Raw genomic sequence first — 18,482 nt, 5'->3', positions numbered from 1 at the left:
CTAAGTTCGCGCTCCGATCGGGGCGCCGTGAGCAGCGGGAGGCTGGTCTACCGGTGAGCAACGGTGACGTTGTGCAGCAACAAGGGTCGAGGCTCGGGTTCTGGCGTGACCGCCTCGCTTCGGCCTCGAAGGAGCTGCCGCTGCCGGTCGACCGGCCGTACCTCGGGCAGCCGGTCTTCGCCCGGCTGGAGCGGCCGCTGCCCGCCGTCGACGAGCTGACCCTCCTCGCGGCGTTCACGGTGCTGTTGTCCCGGTACACGGGAACGGCGGACGTCGTGCTCGGGATCGGCGCGCTGGTGCCCCTCCGGGTGGATCTGGGCGGCTCGCCGGGGTTCGACGAGGTGGTGGCGCGCGTGCGCGAGGCGCGGGAAGAAGCCCTGGCGCACGAAGTTCCGTTCGAAGACCTGGTCGCCGAACTGGAACCCGAGCACGGGCGCGGGGGATCGGTGCTGGTCAACGTCGGTTTCGGCGCCGAGACCGACCTGGCCCTCGACCTGAACCTGACCCGGGACGGCGCGGACTACCGCGCCGACGTCCTCGACGAATCCACTGTGGACCGGATGCTGGACCACCTCGGAAACCTCCTCGCCGACGCCCGCGATCGTCCACAGTGGCCGGTGGCCCGGTTGGAACTCATGACGGCACCGGAACTGCGCCGGATCTGCGAGGAATGGAACGCGACGGACTTCGGGGCGCCGCTGTCGACCCTGCCGGAGCTGTTCGCCGCCCGCGTCCGGGAGGCACCGGACGCGGTCGCGCTCGTCTTCGAGGACCGGGAACTGACCTACGCCGAGCTGGACGTGCGCGCGAACCGGCTCGCCCACCTCCTCATCGGCCGTGGCGCCGGGCCGGAACAGGTCGTCGCGCTCGCCGTGCCGCGCTCGATCGAGATGATCGTCGCCGAGCTGGCCGTCCTCAAGGCCGGCGCCGCCTACCTGCCGCTGGACCAGGACTACCCGGCCGAGCGCATCGCGTTCATGGTGGCCGACGCCCGCCCGGTCTGCGTGGTGACCACGCGCGCTCTCGCCGACCGTTTCGACGGCGACGTCCTGCTGCTCGACGACGTCTCGTGGGACCCGGCGGCGGACCCGGCCGCCGCGATCGTCCCGGCCAACGCCGCCTACGTCATCTACACCTCCGGCTCCACCGGGCGGCCCAAGGGTGTCGTGGTCTCCCACGCCGGTGTCGCGAAGCTGGTCGCGACGCAGTCCGAGCGGTTCGGGGTGGGTCCGCACAGCCGGGTGCTGCAGTTCGCGTCGCCGAGTTTCGACGTCGCGTTCTGGGACCTGTGCCTCGGGCTGCTCTCCGGTGGCCGCCTGGTGATCGTCCCGGCCGAACGCCGGGTGCCCGGCCCCGAACTGGCCGAGTACGCGCACGCCCACGGCGTCGACTTCATGATCCTGCCGCCTGCCCTGTTGGCCGAGTTCCCGGAAGACTGCGATCTGCCGCGGGACAGCGTGCTGCTGGCGGGCACGGAACGCGTGTCGCCGGAGCTGGTGCGCCGCTGGGCACCCGGCCGGCGGATGTTCAACGCCTACGGCCCCACCGAGGCCACGACCAACTCGACGCTCGGGCTCTGCGACCCGGAAATCGCGCCGGGGTCCGCAGTGCCGATCGGCGTGCCGGACCCGGGAACCCGCGCGTACGTCCTCGACGCGCACCTCGCGCCGGTTCCGGTCGGGGTGGTGGGGGAGCTGTACCTCGCCGGAAGCGGCCTGGCGCGCGGCTATCTCGGCCGTCCGGGGTTGACGGCGGAGCGGTTCGTCGCCGATCCGTTCGGCTCCGGCGGGCGGCTCTACCGGACCGGTGACCTGGTCAAGTGGCTCCCGGACGGGCGGCTGGTGTTCCTGGGCCGGGCGGACGACCAGGTCAAGATCCGGGGGTACCGGATCGAGCTCGGCGAGATCGAATCGGTGCTGGCCGAACACCCGCGCGTCGGCCAGTCGGTCGTCGTCGCGCAGGACGGGCAGCTGATCGCCTACGCCGTGCCGGTGCCCGACCGCGACCAGGCGGCCGAGCGGGGCCACGTCGACGAATGGCACGACGTCCACGAGGAGATGCTCGCCGGATCCCCCGGCATCGAGGAGAACTTCGCGGGCTGGAACTCCAGCTACGACGGCTCCGAGCTCCCCCTGGCCGAGATGCGGGAGTGGCACGCGGCGACGATCGGGCGGATCCGCGCGCTGCGGCCGAAGCGGGTCCTGGAGATCGGCGTCGGCAGCGGGCTCATCCTGTCCCGGATCGCGCCGGACGCCGAAACCTACTGGGGTGTCGACCTTTCCGAAAGCGCCATCGAGAACGTCCGGCGCGAGGTCGCGGCCACGGACTACGCGAGCAAGGTGCACCTGGCGGCCCGGCCCGCCCACGACCTGGGCCATCTGCCGGAGTTCGACACGGTGATCATCAACTCGGTCGCGCAGTACTTCCCGAGCGCGGACTACCTCGCCGAGGTCGTGCGGACCGTCGCGGGCGCGCTGGCACCGGGCGGGACGATCTTCCTCGGCGACATCCGGAACCTGCGCTCGCTGCGGGCGTTCCGGACCGCCGTCGAACTGCACCGCGGCCGGACCGACGTGGCCGCGGTCGACCAGGCGATCGCCCGCGAGGGCGAACTGGTCCTGGACCCGGACTTCTTCCCGGCGCTGGCCCGCGACCTCGACGGCTTCGGCGACGTCGACCTGTGGGTCAAGCGGGGCACCGCGCACAACGAGCTGACCCGGCACCGCTACGACGTCGTCCTGCGGAAGGCGCCGCGGCGTGAGGTGGCCGGGGAGCAGGTCGTCGCGTTCGGCGATCTCGGTGCGGTGGAACGGTTCCTGGCCGCCGAGACGCCGGAGCGGCTGCGGGTCACCGCGATCCCGGACGCGCGGCTGGCCGGTGAGCTGGCCGCGGTCCGCGCCCTGGACACCGGCGACGCCGAGGCGGCCGTGGCCGCCCTCGGCCGCCGGGACGGTGTCGACCCGGAAGCCCTGTATGCGCTCGGCGAGCAGGTCGGGTACCGCGTCGCCGTCACGTTGGCGACCGAAGGCGAACTGGAAGCCGTCTTCACGAGGGGCGAAGACGGCGCTGCCTACCGGCCGGTGCGTCCGGCCGGCGCGCCGGGCTCGTACGCCAACAACCCCGCCGCACGGCGTGAGACCGGGGCGCTCGTCGCCTCGCTGCGTGCGCACGTGCGGGACCGGCTGCCGCTGTACATGGTGCCGTCGGCGTTCGTGGTGCTCGACAAGCTGCCCGTGCTCGCCTCCGGCAAGCTGGACCGCAAGGCCCTGCCGAGCCCGGAACGCTTCACCGCCGGGCCCGGCCGCGCGCCGCGCAACCCCGTCGAACAGCTGCTGTGCGAGATGTTCGCCGACGTCCTCGGCGTGCCGCAGGCCGGCCCGGACGACGACTTCTTCGCCCTCGGCGGCCACTCGCTGCTCGCCACCCGGCTGATCCAGCGGATCCGCGCGGCCGTCGGCGCCGAGGTGCCGGTGCGGGCGGTGTTCGACGCCCCGACCCCCGCCGCGCTCGCCCACCTCCTCGCCGGGGCCGTCACCGAGACCGCGCGGCGCCCGCTCACGCGCGTCACGGAACGGCCGGAACGGCTGCCGCTGTCGTTCGCGCAGCAGCGCCTGTGGTTCCTGCACGGCCTGGAAGGCGGCTCGGCGACCTACAACGTCCCGCTCGTCATGCGGCTGGCCGGTGAGCTGGACGTCGAGGCGCTGCGCGAAGCGCTCAACGACGTCCTGGCCCGGCACGAGGCCCTGCGGACCGTCTTCCCGGTCGCCGACGGCGTGCCGTACCAGGAGGTCCTCCCCGAGGGGACCGTCGAGCTGACCGTCCGGGAAGTGTCCGATGCGGACGCCGAGGTGGACGCGATCGTCCGTGGCGTGTTCGACCTCGGTGCCGGGGTCCCGGTGCGCGCGGAACTGCTCACCGACGGCCCGCGGCGGCACGTGCTCGTCCTCGTCGTGCACCACATCGCCGCCGACGGCTGGTCGCTGTCGCCGCTGTGGCGGGACATCGCCACGGCCTACCGCGCGCGCCTGCACGGTGAGACTCCACAGTGGACGCCGTTGCCGGTGCAGTACGCGGACTACACGCTCTGGCAACGCGATCTCCTGGCCTCCGAAGAAGCAGCACAGCTCGGCTACTGGCGGGAGACCCTCGACGGTCTGCCCGAGCGCGTCCCGCTCCCGCTCGACCGGCCGCACCCGCCGGTCTCGGCCTACCGCGGCGGGTTCTTCACCTTCACCTGGGACGCCGGGCTCCAGGCCGCCCTCGCCGACCTGGCCCGTGCCTGCGGGGCCAGCCCGTTCATGGTCGTGCACGCGGGCCTGACGGCGCTCCTGTCCCGCCTCGGCGCGGGCACCGACATCCCGATCGGCACCCCGATCGCCGGCCGCACCGACCCCGCCCTCGACGACCTCGTCGGCTTCTTCGTCAACACCCTCGTCCTGCGCGTCGACACCGGTGGCGACCCCTCCTTCCGCGATCTCGTCGCCCGGGTCCGCGAGCGCAGCCTCGACGCGTACGCCCACCAGGACGTCCCGTTCGAGCGGCTGGTCGAAGCGCTCAACCCGGCCCGGTCGCTGGCGCACCACCCGCTGTTCCAGACCATGCTCGCCTGGCAGAACACCCCCGGCACCGGTGTCGAGCTGCCCGGGCTGACCGTCACCGAGCAGCCCGTCGGCACCGGCACGGCGAAGTTCGACCTCTGGTTCTCCTTCACCGAACGGGCCGACGGCCTGCACGGCCAGGCCGAGTTCAACGCCGAGGTGTTCGACCGGGCCACCGTCGCCGGCCTGCTCGACCGCCTCGAAACCCTGCTCCGGCAGGTCGCCGCCGCCCCGGACCGCCGGCTCGGCTCCCTGGACGTGCTGACCGCCGCCGAGCGTGCCGGCCTCGAAAAGACCTGGTCCGGGGCCACACAGGACGTTCCCGCGCTCACCGTGCCCGAGCTGTTCGCCGCCCAGGTCGCGCGGACGCCCGGTCATCCCGCGCTCGTCTTCGAGGACGACGAACTCACCTACGCCGAGCTGGACGCGGTCTCGAACCGGCTGGCCCGCGTGCTGGCCGCGCGCGGCGCCGGGCCCGAGCGCGTGGTCGCCCTGGCCCTGCCCCGCTCGACGCACCTGGTCACGGCCATCCTCGCCGTGCTCAAGGCGGGCGCGGCCTACCTGCCGCTCGACCCCGGCTACCCGGCCGACCGCATCGCCTTCATGCTCGAAGACGCCGATCCGGCGCTGGTGCTGGCCGTCGCGGACACCGCTGTCGAAGGCGCTCTGCTCCTGGACGACCCAGGAACCTTGGCGGGAGTCTCCGACGAGCCCCTGGAAGTCACTCTCCGGCCGGAGAACCCGGCGTACGTCATCTACACCTCCGGCTCGACGGGCCGGCCGAAGGGCGTCGTCGTCCCGCACGCCGGGATCGTCAACCGGCTGCTGTGGATGCAGGACGCATACGGCCTCACCGACGGCGACCGCGTGCTCCAGAAGACGCCGTCCAGCTTCGACGTCTCGGTGTGGGAATTCCTGTGGCCGCTGCTCACCGGGGCCACCGAGGTGCTCGCCCGGCCGGACGGCCACAAAGATCCGGCCTACCTCGCCCGGCTGATCCGCGACCGCGGGATCACCACCGTCCACTTCGTCCCGTCGATGCTCCAGGTCTTCCTCCAGGAACCGGCGGCGGGGGAGTGCGCGAGCCTGCGCCGCGTGCTGTGCAGCGGCGAGGCCCTGCCCCCGGACGCGGTCGCGCAGTTCCACCAGGTCCTCGAAGCCGAGCTGCACAACCTCTACGGCCCGACCGAAGCCTCGGTCGACGTCACCTCGTGGCGGGCGTCCACTCAGGACAGATCCGTCCCGATCGGACGTCCGGTGTGGAACACCCGCACCTACGTCCTCGACGCCGCCCTGCGCCCGGTCCCGCCGGGCACGCCCGGCGAGCTGTACCTCGCCGGCGTCCAGCTCGCCCGCGGGTACCTCGGCCGGGCCGGGCTCACCGCCGAGCGGTTCGTCGCCGACCCGTTCGGCGCGCCCGGCACCCGGATGTACCGCACCGGCGACCTCGCCCGCTTCCGGCCCGACGGCGTCCTGGAGTTCCTCGGCCGCGGCGACGAGCAGATCAAGATCCGCGGCTTCCGCGTCGAGCCGGGCGAGATCGCCGCGACCCTGTCCGCGCACGACGACGTCGCCCACGCCGTCGTCGTCGCCCGCGAAGACCGGCCCGGCGACGTCCGGCTGGTCGGGTACGTCGTGCCCGCCGACACCTCCGGTTCGGCCGAGGAGGAGACCGAGCAGGTCGGCGAGTGGCGCGCGCTGTACGACTCGATGTACTCCGGTGACGACGACGAGTTCGCGGGCTGGAACTCCAGCTACACCGGCGAGCCGATCCCGCGCGAGGAGATGCGCGAGTGGCGCGACGCGATCGTCGCCCGGATTCGCTCACTCCGGCCGAAGCGGGTCCTGGAGATCGGTGTCGGCAGCGGCCTGCTGCTCACCGAGCTGGCCCCGGACTGCGAGGCGTACTGGGGCACCGACTTCTCCGCCGAGGTCATCGCTGCGCTGGGGGAGCGGGTCGCGGCCGATCCGGACCTCGCCGGGCGCGTCGAACTGCGTACCGGCGACGCCGCCGACCTCGACGGCCTGCCGTCCGGGTTCTTCGACACGATCGTGCTCAACTCCGTCATCCAGTACTTCCCGAGCGGGACTTACCTCCTCGACGTCGTGCGCAAGGCACTGGCGCTCCTGGCGCCCGGCGGGGCGCTGTTCTTCGGCGACGTCCGCCACCTGCGGCAGGTCCGGGCGTTCCACACCGCCGTGGCCCAGGCGCGCGGCGGCGACGTCGAACAGCGGTTGCTGCGGGAGAAGGAACTGCTGGTGGCACCGGAGTTCTTCGCGGGGCTCGACGGGGTCGTCGCGGACATCCGCGTCAAGCGCGGCCAGGCGGTCAACGAACTCACCCAGTACCGCTACGACGTCGTCCTGCGCCCGGGGACCACCGAGCCGCAGCCTCTGGAGACGCTGACCTGGGGCACCGATGTGTCCTCCGTGGAGGAGGTGGCGGCACGGCGCCGCGACGGCCTGCGCGTCGAAGGCGTCCCGAACGGCCGGATCACCGTCGGCGTGAATCCCGAAGACTGGTACGCACTGGGTGCGGTCGTCACCTGGTCCGCCGCCGGTGACGGTTCGGTCGACGTCCTCTTCACCAGTGACCCGGCCGGCGCGTTCCGGCCCGGCCCGGACCCGATCCTGAGCTACACCGGCAATCCCCGGCGGTCGCGCCGGAGCACCGCGCTCCCGGCCGACCTGCGGACCTTCGCCGCCGGGCGGCTGCCGGAGCACATGGTGCCGTCGGCGATCGTCGTCCTCGACGCGCTGCCGGTGACGGCGAACGGCAAGCTCGACCGCCGTGCGCTGGCCGCCCCGGAAGCGAGCGCCCCGGTCTCGGACCGCGAGCCGCGCACACCGGTCGAGCGGCAGCTGTGCGAGCTGTTCGCCGACGTGCTCGGCCTGCCGCGGGTCGGCCCGGACGACAGCTTCTTCGCTCTCGGCGGCCATTCCCTGCTGGCCACCCGCCTGATCGCCCGCGTCCGGACCACACTCCACGCCGAGCTCGAGGTGCGGGCCGTCTTCGAAACGCCGACCCCGGCGGGGCTGGCCGCAGTGCTCGCCACCGCCCGCGGCACCGCGCGGCCGCCCCTGCTCCCCGCACGACGGCCGGACCTGGTTCCGCTGTCCGGCGCCCAGCAGCGGCTGTGGTTCCTGCACCACCTCGAAGGCCCCTCGGCCACCTACAACGTCCCGCTGATCATGCGCCTGGAAGGCGACCTCGACGTCGACGCACTGCGCTTGGCGCTCTCGGACGTGGTCGCCCGCCACGAAGCCCTGCGCACCCGGTTCCCGCAGCGCGACGGCGTGCCCTACCAGGACATCCTCCCGGCCGGAGAAGCCGACCTGCCGGTTCGCGAGGTCACCGACCTCGACGAGGCCCTGACCCGGCTGGTCCGCGGCTCGTTCGACCTGGAGCGGCACGCGCCGATGCGGGCGGAGCTGCTGCGGCTGGACGCGCGGGAGCACGTCTTCGCGCTGGTGTTCCACCACATCGCCTCGGACGGCTGGTCGATGGCCCCGCTGTGGCGCGACATCGCCACGGCCTACGCCGCCCGCCGGGCCGGGGACGCTCCACAGTGGACGCCGTTGCCGGTCCAGTACGCGGATTACACGCTGTGGCAGCAGGATCTGCTCGGCCGCGAAGACGACCCGGACAGCGTGCTGAGCACGCAGCTGGACTACTGGCGGACGGCCCTCGACGGCCTGCCGGACCGGATCGAGCTGCCCCTGGACCGCCCGCACCCCGCGACCGCGACCTTCCGCGGCGAGCTGCACACCTTCACCTGGGACGCGGGGCTCCACGCGGGCCTGGCCGACCTGGCCCGCGAGAGCGGCGCGAGTGTGTTCATGGTCGTGCACGCGGCGCTGGCCGCTCTGCTCACCCGCCTCGGGGCGGGCACCGACGTGCCGATCGGCTCGCCGATCGCCGGCCGCACCGACCCGGCCCTGGACGACCTCGTCGGGTTCTTCGTCAACACCCTGGTCCTGCGCGTCGACACCGGCGGCGAGCCGACGTTCCGCGAGCTCCTCGCCCGCGTCCGCGAGCGCAACCTCGACGCGTACGCCCACCAGGACGTGCCGTTCGAGCGCCTGGTCGAGGTGCTCAACCCGGCGCGGTCACTGGCGTACCACCCGCTGTTCCAGGTCATGATCGCCGGGCAGAACAACGCCCGCGCCGAGGTGACCCTGCCCGGCCTGGCCGTCACCGGGATTCCGGTGACCACCGGGACGTCGAAGTTCGACCTGTCGATCTCGCTGACCGAGCGCGACGCCGGAATCGCCGGCGTCCTCGAGTTCAACGCCGACGTCTTCGACCACGCGGGAGCGAAGGCGATCCTGCGCCGTCTCGAAGTGCTGCTGCGCGCGGCACTGGCCGAGCCGGACCGGCCCGTCGGCGCCCTGGACCTCCTCGAAGGAGACGAGCGCGACCGGGTGCTCACCGAGTGGGCCGGGTCCCTCGAACCGGCGGGCACCGAGACGTTCCCTGCGATGTTCGCCCGCCGCGTCGCCGAAGCCCCGGACGCGGTGGCGCTCGTGTTCGAAGACGTCGAACTCACCTACGCCGAAGTGAACGCGCGTGCCAACCAGCTCGCGCACCTGCTGCTCGCCCGCGGCGCCGGGCCGGAGCGGGTCGTCGCGCTGGCCGTCCCGCGGTCGGTGGACATGATCGTCGCCGAGCTGGCGGTGCTCAAGGCCGGTGCCGCGTATCTGCCGATCGACGTCGACTACCCGGGCGACCGGATCGCCTACATGGCCGAGGACGCGGCCCCGGTGTGCGTGGTGACCACCCGGGAGGTCGAGGCGAAACTGCCGTCGGTGCTGCCGCGGGTGCTCCTGGAGGACACCGCTCTCGCGGATATGTCCACAGAGGACCCGCAGGTCGTGATCACGCCCGAGAACGCGGCCTACGTGATCTACACGTCCGGCTCGTCGGGACGGCCCAAGGGCGTCGTCCTCCAGCACTCGGGGGTCGCGAAGCTGGTCGCCACCCAGTCCGAGCGGTTCGGGGTGGGCCCGCACAGCCGGGTGCTGCAGTTCGCGTCGCCGAGTTTCGACGTCGCCTTCTGGGACCTCTGCCTCGGGTTGCTCTCGGGCGGCCGCCTGGTGGTCGTCCCGGCCGAGCGGCGGGTCGCGGGCCCGGCGCTCACCGAGTACGCGCACGCCCACGGCGTCGACTTCATGATCCTGCCGCCCGCCCTGCTCGACGCCATGCCGGCGGACCTCGACCTGCCTCGCGACAGCGTGCTGCTCGCCGGCACCGAACGCGTGTCACCGGAACTGGTGCGCCGCTGGGCGCCCGGACGGCGGATGTTCAACGCCTACGGCCCGACCGAAGCGACCACCAACTCGACGCTCGGCGAGAGCGACCCCGCCGAGCTGGCGGACGCGGCGGTCGTCCCGATCGGCATCCCCGACCCGGGCACGCGCGCGTACGTGCTCGACGCCGGGCTGCGGCCGGTGCCGCCCGGCGTGGTGGGGGAGCTGTACCTCGGGGGCTCCGGCCTGGCGCGGGGGTACCTCGGCCGTCCCGGACTGACGGCGGAGCGGTTCGTCGCGGACCCCTTCGGTTCCGGCGGACGGCTCTACCGCACGGGTGACCTGGTCAAGTGGCTGCCGGACGGGCGGCTGGTGTTCCTGGGCCGGGCCGACGACCAGGTCAAGATCCGCGGCTACCGCATCGAACTCGGCGAGATCGAGTCCGTGCTGGCCGAGCACCCGGCCGTCGGGCAGACCGTCGTCGTCGCGCAGGACGGGCGGCTCATCGCGTACGCCGTGCCCGCGGCCGGGCGGGACGAAGAAGCCGAACTGGACCACGTCGGCGAGTGGCGCGAGCTGCACGAGAACGTCTTCACCGAAGCCGCGTCCGGTGGCCTGGAGGAGAACTTCACCGGCTGGAACTCCAGCTACGACGGTTCCGAGATCCCCCTCGAAGAGATGCGCGAGTGGCACGCGGCGACGATCGACCGGATCCGGTCCCTGCGGCCGAAGCGCGTCCTGGAGATCGGCGTCGGCAGTGGCTTGATCCTGTCGCGGATCGCGCCGGACGCCGAGGAGTACTGGGGCGTCGACCTTTCCGAGCAGGCCATCGCGAACCTGCGGCGCGAAATCGCGGCGACGCCGTACGCGGGCAAGGTCCACCTGGCCGCGCGGCCCGCCCACGACCTGGGCGAACTGCCGGAGTTCGACACGGTGATCATCAACTCGGTCGCGCAGTACTTCCCGAGCGTCGGCTACCTCGCCGAAGTCCTCCGCACGGCCGCCGCGCACGTCCGGCCGGGCGGCGTCATCTTCCTCGGCGACATCCGGAACCTCCGGTCGCTGCGGGCGTTCCGGACCGCGACCGAGCTGCGCCACGGCCGCCGCGACGTCGCCGCGGTCGACCAGGCGATCGCCCGCGAAGGCGAACTCGTCCTGGACCCGGACTTCTTCCGGGCTCTGCAGCTCGACGGCTTCGACGACGTCGACCTGTGGGTCAAGCGCGGCCACGCCCACAACGAGCTGACCCGGCACCGCTACGACGTCGTCCTGCGGAAGGCCCCGCGACCCGCCGCCCCCGAAGAGCGGGTCGTCGCACTGGACGACGTGGAAGAGGCCCTGGCCGCCCGCCCGGCCCGGTTGCGCGTGACCGGCGTGCCGAACGCCCGGCTGTCCGGGGAACTCGCCGCCGTCACCGCGCTGGCCGCGGGCGACGCCGAAGCGGCACTGTCCGCTTTGGACCGACGGGACGGGGTGGATCCCGAGACGCTGCACGACCTCGGCGAGCGGCACGGTTACCGCGTCTACGCGACCCTCACCGCGGACGAAGGCGCCCTGGAAGCCGTGTTCACCACCGGTGAGCCGCAGCGGATCCACCGCGGCCGCCCGGTGCGCGCCGCCCTCGAAGCGCTGGGCAACCACCCGGCCGGGCAGCGGGACACGAGCGCCCTGGTGGCGGCGCTGCGGGCGCACGTGCGCGACCGGCTGCCGCAGTACATGGTGCCCTCGGCGTTCGTGGTCCTCGACCGGCTTCCGCTGCTGGCGTCCGGCAAGCTGGACCGGCGCGCCCTGCCGAGCCCGGACCAGCAGGCGGTCACCACCGGCCGGGCCCCGCGCACGCCGGTCGAAGAGTTCCTCTGCGGCCTCTTCGCCGAAGTCCTCGACACGGCGTCGATCGGCGTCGACGACGACTTCTTCGCCCTCGGCGGCCACTCGCTGATGGCGACCCGCCTGGTCGCCCGGTTGCGCGCGGTGTTCGGCGTCGAACTGCAGGTGCGGTCGGTGTTCGAGACGCCGACGGTCGCCGGGCTGGCCGCGCTGCTGGCCACTTCGGACTCCGGAGCAGCCCGGCCCGCCCTGGTCCGCGCCGACCCGCGGCCGGACGTGCTGCCGCTGTCGTTCGCCCAGCAGCGACTGTGGTTCCTGCACCGCCTCGAAGGCCCGTCGGCGACCTACAACATGCCGACCGCGGTCCGGCTGACCGGCGCTCTCGACGTCGACGCCCTGCGCACGGCGCTGGCCGACGTGGTCGAGCGGCACGAAGCCCTGCGCACGGTCTTCCCCGAGATCGACGGCGAAGCCCGGCAGCTCGTCCTCGAAGACGTCTCGATCCCGCTGCCGGTCCGCGCGGTCACCGAGGCCACGCTCGCCGACGCGGTGTCCGAAGCGGCGGGAACGGTGTTCATGCTGGAGTCGGAGATCCCGCTGCGGGCCCGGCTGCTGCGCCTCGGCGCCCGCGAGCACGTCCTGGTGCTGGTGTTCCACCACATCGCCTCCGACGGCTGGTCGACCGCGCCGCTGTGGCGGGACCTCGCGACGGCCTACACCGCCCGCCAGGCCGGTGAGACTCCACAGTGGACACCGCTGCCGGTGCAGTACGCGGACTACACGCTGTGGCAGCGGGACGTCCTCGGCGAGCCGGTGATCGAACCGCAGCTGGCGTACTGGCGCGAAGCACTGGCCGGGCTGCCCGAGCGGATCGAGCTGCCCACCGACCGGCCGCACCCGGCGGAAGCCTCCTACCGCGGCGAGCAGTTCGCCTTCGGCTGGGACGCCGAGCTCCACGGTGGACTCGTCGACCTGGCCCGGGCCTGCGGGGCCAGCGTGTTCATGGTCGTGCACGCCGGGCTCACCGCCGTGCTCACCCGGCTCGGCGCGGGCACCGACATCCCGCTCGGCACCTCCATCGCCGGCCGCACCGACGCCGCCCTCGACGACCTGGTCGGGTTCTTCGTCAACACCCTGGTCCTGCGCGTGGACACCGGCGGCGACCCGTCGTTCCGCGACCTCGTCGCCCGGGTGCGGGACCGCAGCCTCGACGCCTACGCCCACCAGGACGTCCCGTTCGAGCGGCTGGTCGAAGCGCTGAACCCGATCCGGTCCCTCGCCCACCACCCGCTGTTCCAGACGATGCTGGCCTGGCAGAACAACGCCGTCGCCGACCTCGCGCTGCCGGGCCTCACGGTCGCGGAAGAGCCGGTCCGCACCGGCACCGCGCGCGCCGACCTGACGTTCTTCGTCGGCGAGCGGCCCGGGAACCAGGCCGGGATCCGCGGTACCGCCGAGTACAACAGCGACGTCTTCGACCGCGGGACCGTCGAGGCGATCCTGGAACGGCTCCGGACGCTCCTGGCCGCCGTCGTCGCCGACCCGGACACCCGGATCGGCGCCGTCGACCTGCTCACCGCGGCCGAGCGCGACCAGCTCGCCGCCGACCCCGCGACCCCGCTGCCCGCGGAGACGGCCGCCGGGCTCTTCGCGGCCCAGGTCGCGCGGACGCCGGACGCGCTCGCCTTGACGTTCGGGTCCGAGCGGCTCACCTACACCGAACTGGACAGCCGGGCCACGGCCCTCGCCCGGGCGCTGCTCGCGCGAGGCGCGGCGCCGGAACGCGTGGTGGCGGTCGCGTTGCCGAGGTCGGTGGACCTCGTCGTCGCCCTCCTCGCGGTGCTCAAGACCGGCGCCGCCTACCTGCCCTTGGACCTGAACCACCCGGCCGACCGCATCGAGCTAATGCTCACCGATGCCGAACCGCACCTGGTCATCGCGTCGGAAGGCTTCGGAGACCGGCTCGTCCGGCCCGGCGATACCGGACCCGAACCGGCCTGGCCGTCGATCAGCCCGGACCACCCGGCGTACGTGATCTTCACGTCCGGCTCCACCGGACGCCCGAAGGCCGTCGCCGGAACCCAGCGAGCCCTGGCCAACCGGCTGCACTGGGGCCGGGACCTCGCTCGGGGCGTGCGCGTGGCGAAGAGCGCGCTGACGTTCATCGACGGCTCGACCGAGCTCCTCGGCGGCCTCGTCGCGGGTGACCCGGTGGTCCTGGCCGACGACACGACGGCCACCGACCCCCGGGCACTGGCCGCCTTCGTGCGCGAAACCGGCGCGCAGGTGCTCACCGTCGTGCCGAGCCTCCTCGACACCTTCGCCGAGGACACCCCGGCCGGGGCGTTCGACTCGGTGACCACCTGGATCACCAGCGGTGAACCGCTTTCCGAACCCCTGGCCGAGAAGGTCGCGGCTCGCTGGCCGTCGGCGACACTGGTCAACCTCTACGGCTGTTCGGAGGTCGCGGGCGACAGCCTGGCCCAGGTCTGCGGCCCGGTGGCCATCGGGCGGCCGGTCGCGAACACCCGCGCGTACGTCCTCGACGCGGCATTGCGGCCGGTGCCGCCGGGGGTGCGCGGCGAGCTGTACCTGGCCGGCGCCGGAGTCGCGCGGGGTTACCTCGGCCGCCCGGCGCTCACCGCCGAACGGTTCGTCGCCTCGCCGCATCAGCCGGGGGAGCGGATGTACCGGACCGGCGACCTCGTCCGCCGCCGCGCCGACGGGACGCTGGACTTCCTCGGCCGCGCCGACCAGCAGGTCAAGATCCGCGGCTTCCGCGTCGAACCCGGCGAAGTCGAGGCCGTGCTGACGGCCGATCCTTCCGTGGCACGCGCCGCCGTGATCGCGCGGGACAACCGGCTGATCGCGTACGTGGCGCCGGCCGGTGACCCGGTCGCGCTGCGGGCGCTGCTGGCCGAGCGGCTGCCGGAGTACCTGGTGCCGTCGGCGATCGTGGTGCTCGACGCGCTGCCGCTGAACGCCAACGGCAAGCTCGACCGCGCCGCCCTGCCCGACCCGGAGGTCCGGACGTCCGGACGTCTCGCGCGAACCCCGGCCGAGCAGGCGTTGTGCGAGCTGTTCGCCGACGTCCTCGGTGTGCCGTCGGCCGGCCCGGACGACGGGTTCTTCGCCCTCGGCGGGCACTCGCTCCTCGCGACGCAGCTGGTCAGCCGGATCCGCGCGCTGCTCGGCGTCGAAGTGCCGATCCGGGCGGTGTTCGACGCGCCGACCCCCGCCCGGCTCGCCGAAGCCCTGGACCCCGGGCGAGGCCGCCGTCCCGCGCTGGTCGCGGCCGACCGGCCGGACGTCCTGCCGCTGTCGTTCGCGCAGCAGCGGCTGTGGTTCCTCGACCGCCTCGACGGGCCGTCCGCGACCTACAACATCCCGTGGGCGTGGGAACTGACCGGACCGGTCGACACCGACGCGCTGCGGGCCGCCTTGGGTGACGTCGTCGCACGTCACGAGGTTCTCCGGACACTCCTGGTCGAAGAAGACGGCACGCCACGGCAGGTCGTGCTCGACGAGGCTGACCCGGTGCTGGTCACCGAGGCGGCGGCCGACCTCGACGAAAGCGTCGCGGCGGCGGCGTCGTACTGCTTCGCCCTCGACGCCGAGATCCCGATCCGCGCCACGCTCGTCTCGGCCGGACCGGACCGGCACGTGCTGGTGCTGCTGGTGCACCACGTCGCCGGCGACGGCTGGTCGCTGCCCCCGCTGAAGCGCGACCTGGACACCGCCTACGCGGCCCGGCTGCGCGGTGAGCGTCCACAATGGACTCCGTTGCCGGTGCAGTACGCGGACTACACACTGTGGCAGCGGGAGATGTTCGGCCGCGCCGACGACCCGGACAGCCTCCTCGGGCGGCAGGCGGCGTTCTGGCGGGACACCCTCGCGGGGATTCCCGACGAGCTGGCCCTCCCGGCCGACCGGCCGCGCCCGCCGCGGTCGACCAACCGCGGCGCCGCGGTGCCGTTCACCGTGCCCGCGTCCGTCCACCGAGGACTGCAGGAACTGGCCCACCGCAGCGACACCAGCACGTTCATGGTCCTGCAGGCGGCACTGGCCGCACTGCTGACCCGGCTCGGCGCGGGCACCGACATCCCGCTCGGGACACCGGTGGCCGGCCGCTCCGACCACGCACTGGACGACCTCGCCGGGTTCTTCGTCAACACTCTGGTCCTGCGGACCGACACCGGCGGCGACCCGACCTTCCGGCAGCTGCTGGACCGGGTCCGCGAGGCCGACCTCGCCGCCTACGCCCACCAGGACCTGCCGTTCGAGCACCTCGTCGAACTGCTCAACCCGCCGCGGTCGCTGGCCCGGCACCCGCTGTTCCAGGTGATGCTCGCGGTCTACCACTCGGGTCCGGAACCGGAACGGTTGCTCGGGCTCGACGCGGCCTACCGGGACACCGGGCTGCGGCAGGCGAAGTTCGACCTGTCCTTCGACCTGGTCGAAACGGCCGACGGCATCGACGGCGACCTCGAATACAGCCTCGACCTGTTCGACGAGCCGACGGCCCGGACGCTGACCGAGCGCCTGGTCCGGGTGATGACCGCGGTCGTCGCGGACCCGGATCGGCCGCTGAGCCGGCTCGACGTCCTCGATGCTCCGGAACGGGAGCGGGTCCTGCGCGAGTGGAGTGCCGGGGCGCCGCTGACCGTCTCGGCGCCGACGGTGGTCGACCGGCTGGCGGCCCAGGTGGCGGCGACGCCGGACGCGACCGCGCTGAGCGACGCGCACTCGAGCGTCACCTTCGCGGAGTTCGCCGCGCGGACCGACCGCCTCGCCCGGTGGCTCGCGTCGCAGGGCGCGGGGCCGGAGAAGGTCGTGGCGCTGGTGTTGCCGCGGTCGGCGGCGGTCGTCGAGGCGATCTTCGGCGTCTTCAAGACGGGGGCGGCGTATCTGCCGATGGACCCGGACCAGCCCGCGGACCGGCTCTCGGCGATCCTCGCCGACTCCGGCGCCGCGCTGGTGTTGAGCAGCCGTTCGCTGGCGTCGCTCGTTCCGGGCGCGTTGTTCGTCGAGGACATTGTGGACTGTCATGCGGCGCTTACCCCGCCGTCGCCCTCGAACCCGGCGTACGTGCTCTACACGTCCGGGTCCACCGGCAAGCCCAAGGGCGTGGTCGTCCCGCACTCCGGGCTGGTCAACCTGTTCCACAGCCACCGCGAGACGCTCTACCGCCCGGCGGTCGCCGCGGCGGGCGGGCGACGGCTGCGGGTCGGGCACGCGTGGGCGTTCTTCTTCGACGCGTCCTGGCAGCCGCAGCTGTGGCTGCTCGACGGGCACGAGGTGCACGTCGTCGACGACGACACCCGCCGCGACCCCGAGCGGCTGGCGGCGGTGGTGCGCGAGCGCGAACTCGACTTCCTCGAGCTCACGCCGTCGCACTTCGCGCAGCTGGCCGCGGCCGGGGTGATCGCGGACGGCCGGTGTGCCCTCGGCGTGGTCGGCGTCGGCGGTGAAGCCGTGTCGCAGACGCTGTGGGAGACGCTGTCGTCGATGCCGGGCACGCAGGCGTACAACCTCTACGGCCCGACCGAGGCCACAGTGGACGCTCTGGTCGGCCGCTTCGGGGACGCCGGCCGGCCGGTGGTCGGCCGCCCGGTGCACAACACACGCGCGTACGTCCTCGACGGTGGCCTCGCGCCGGTCCCGGCCGGGGTGCCGGGCGAGCTGTACCTGGCCGGCGCCGGGCTGGCCCGCGGCTACCACGGGCGGCCGGGACTCACCGCGGACCGGTTCGTCGCCGACCCGTTCGGGCCGCCGGGGGAGCGGATGTACCGCACCGGCGACCTGGTGCGGTGGCGGCCCGACGGACAGCTCGAATACCTCGGCCGCACCGACGACCAGGTCAAGCTCCGCGGCTTCCGGATCGAGCCGGGCGAGATCGAGACGGCGCTGGCCCGGCACGACGACGTCACCGAGGCGCTGGTCGTCGTCCGGGAGGAACGGCTGGTCGCGTACACGACGCCGGCGAACGCGGATCCGGTGCGGCTGCGGGAGTTCCTGGCCCGGTCGCTGCCGGAGTACATGGTGCCCGCGGCGATCGTCCCCCTGCCCGCGTTCCCGGTGACCCCCAACGGGAAGCTGGACCGGACGGCATTGCCGGAGCCCGGCTTCGCAGCCCGCGGCCGGGCCCCCGAGACGGCCACGGAGCAGGCGCTCTGCGAGATCTTCGCGGAGGTCCTGGGAGTGGCCGTCGTCGGCGCCGACGACGACCTGTTCACCCTCGGCGGCCATTCGATGCTGCTGGTGGTCCTGCGCAACCGGATCACCGAGCGGCTCGGGACCGAGCTGCCCATCGCCGAGTTCTTCCGCACCCCCACCGCGGCGGGGCTCGCCGCGCTGCTGAACGAAGACGAGGACTACCCGTGCACCGCACCCTGATGAACGCCAAGATCCACCGCGCCACCGTCACCCAGGCCGACCTGCACTACGTCGGCTCGCTGACCATCGACGCGGACCTGATGGCCGCCGCGGACATCGTCGAGGGCGAGAAGGTCCAGGTCGTCGACATCACCAACGGCGCCCGGCTGGAGACCTACGCCATCACCGGCGAGCCCGGGTCCGGCGTGATCGGTGTGAACGGCGCCGCGGCGCACCTCGTGCACCCCGGCGACCTCGTCATCATCATCACCTACGCGCAGGTGGAGGAGTCCGAGCGCGCCGGGCACCGGCCGCGGGTGGTGCACGTGGACGCGGGCAACCGGCAGGTCCACCTGGGGCACGACCCGGCCGAGCCGGTGCCGGGCGCCACCGCGCAGCGGTCCGGCCGTGGGCGCTGACACAGTTGCTTTT

At 73.3% G+C, this 18,482-nt stretch carries 2 protein-coding genes; both read left to right on the top strand.

What is annotated here, in order from left to right; all coding sequences use genetic code 11:
* The first annotated feature begins 53 nt into the window (after positions 1-53).
* Entirely contained in the window at positions 54-18,071 is an 18,018-nt protein-coding gene (locus IE317_RS02255; RefSeq protein ID WP_191306325.1) for a non-ribosomal peptide synthetase, read from the top strand.
* Positions 18,056-18,469: an aspartate 1-decarboxylase gene (gene panD / locus IE317_RS02250; RefSeq protein WP_191306324.1), complete on the top strand. Its 414-nt coding sequence runs from the start codon at positions 18,056-18,058 to the stop codon at positions 18,467-18,469. The genes IE317_RS02255 and panD overlap by 16 nt, the downstream gene beginning before the upstream one ends.
* Positions 18,470-18,482 lie beyond the last annotated feature (13 nt).

The sequence above is a fragment of the Amycolatopsis bullii genome, from assembly GCF_014654205.1.
Taxonomy (GTDB): domain Bacteria; phylum Actinomycetota; class Actinomycetes; order Mycobacteriales; family Pseudonocardiaceae; genus Amycolatopsis; species Amycolatopsis plumensis.
The sequence above is the reverse complement of the archived record's forward strand: the minus strand, read 5'-3'. Positions and strand labels throughout refer to the sequence as shown.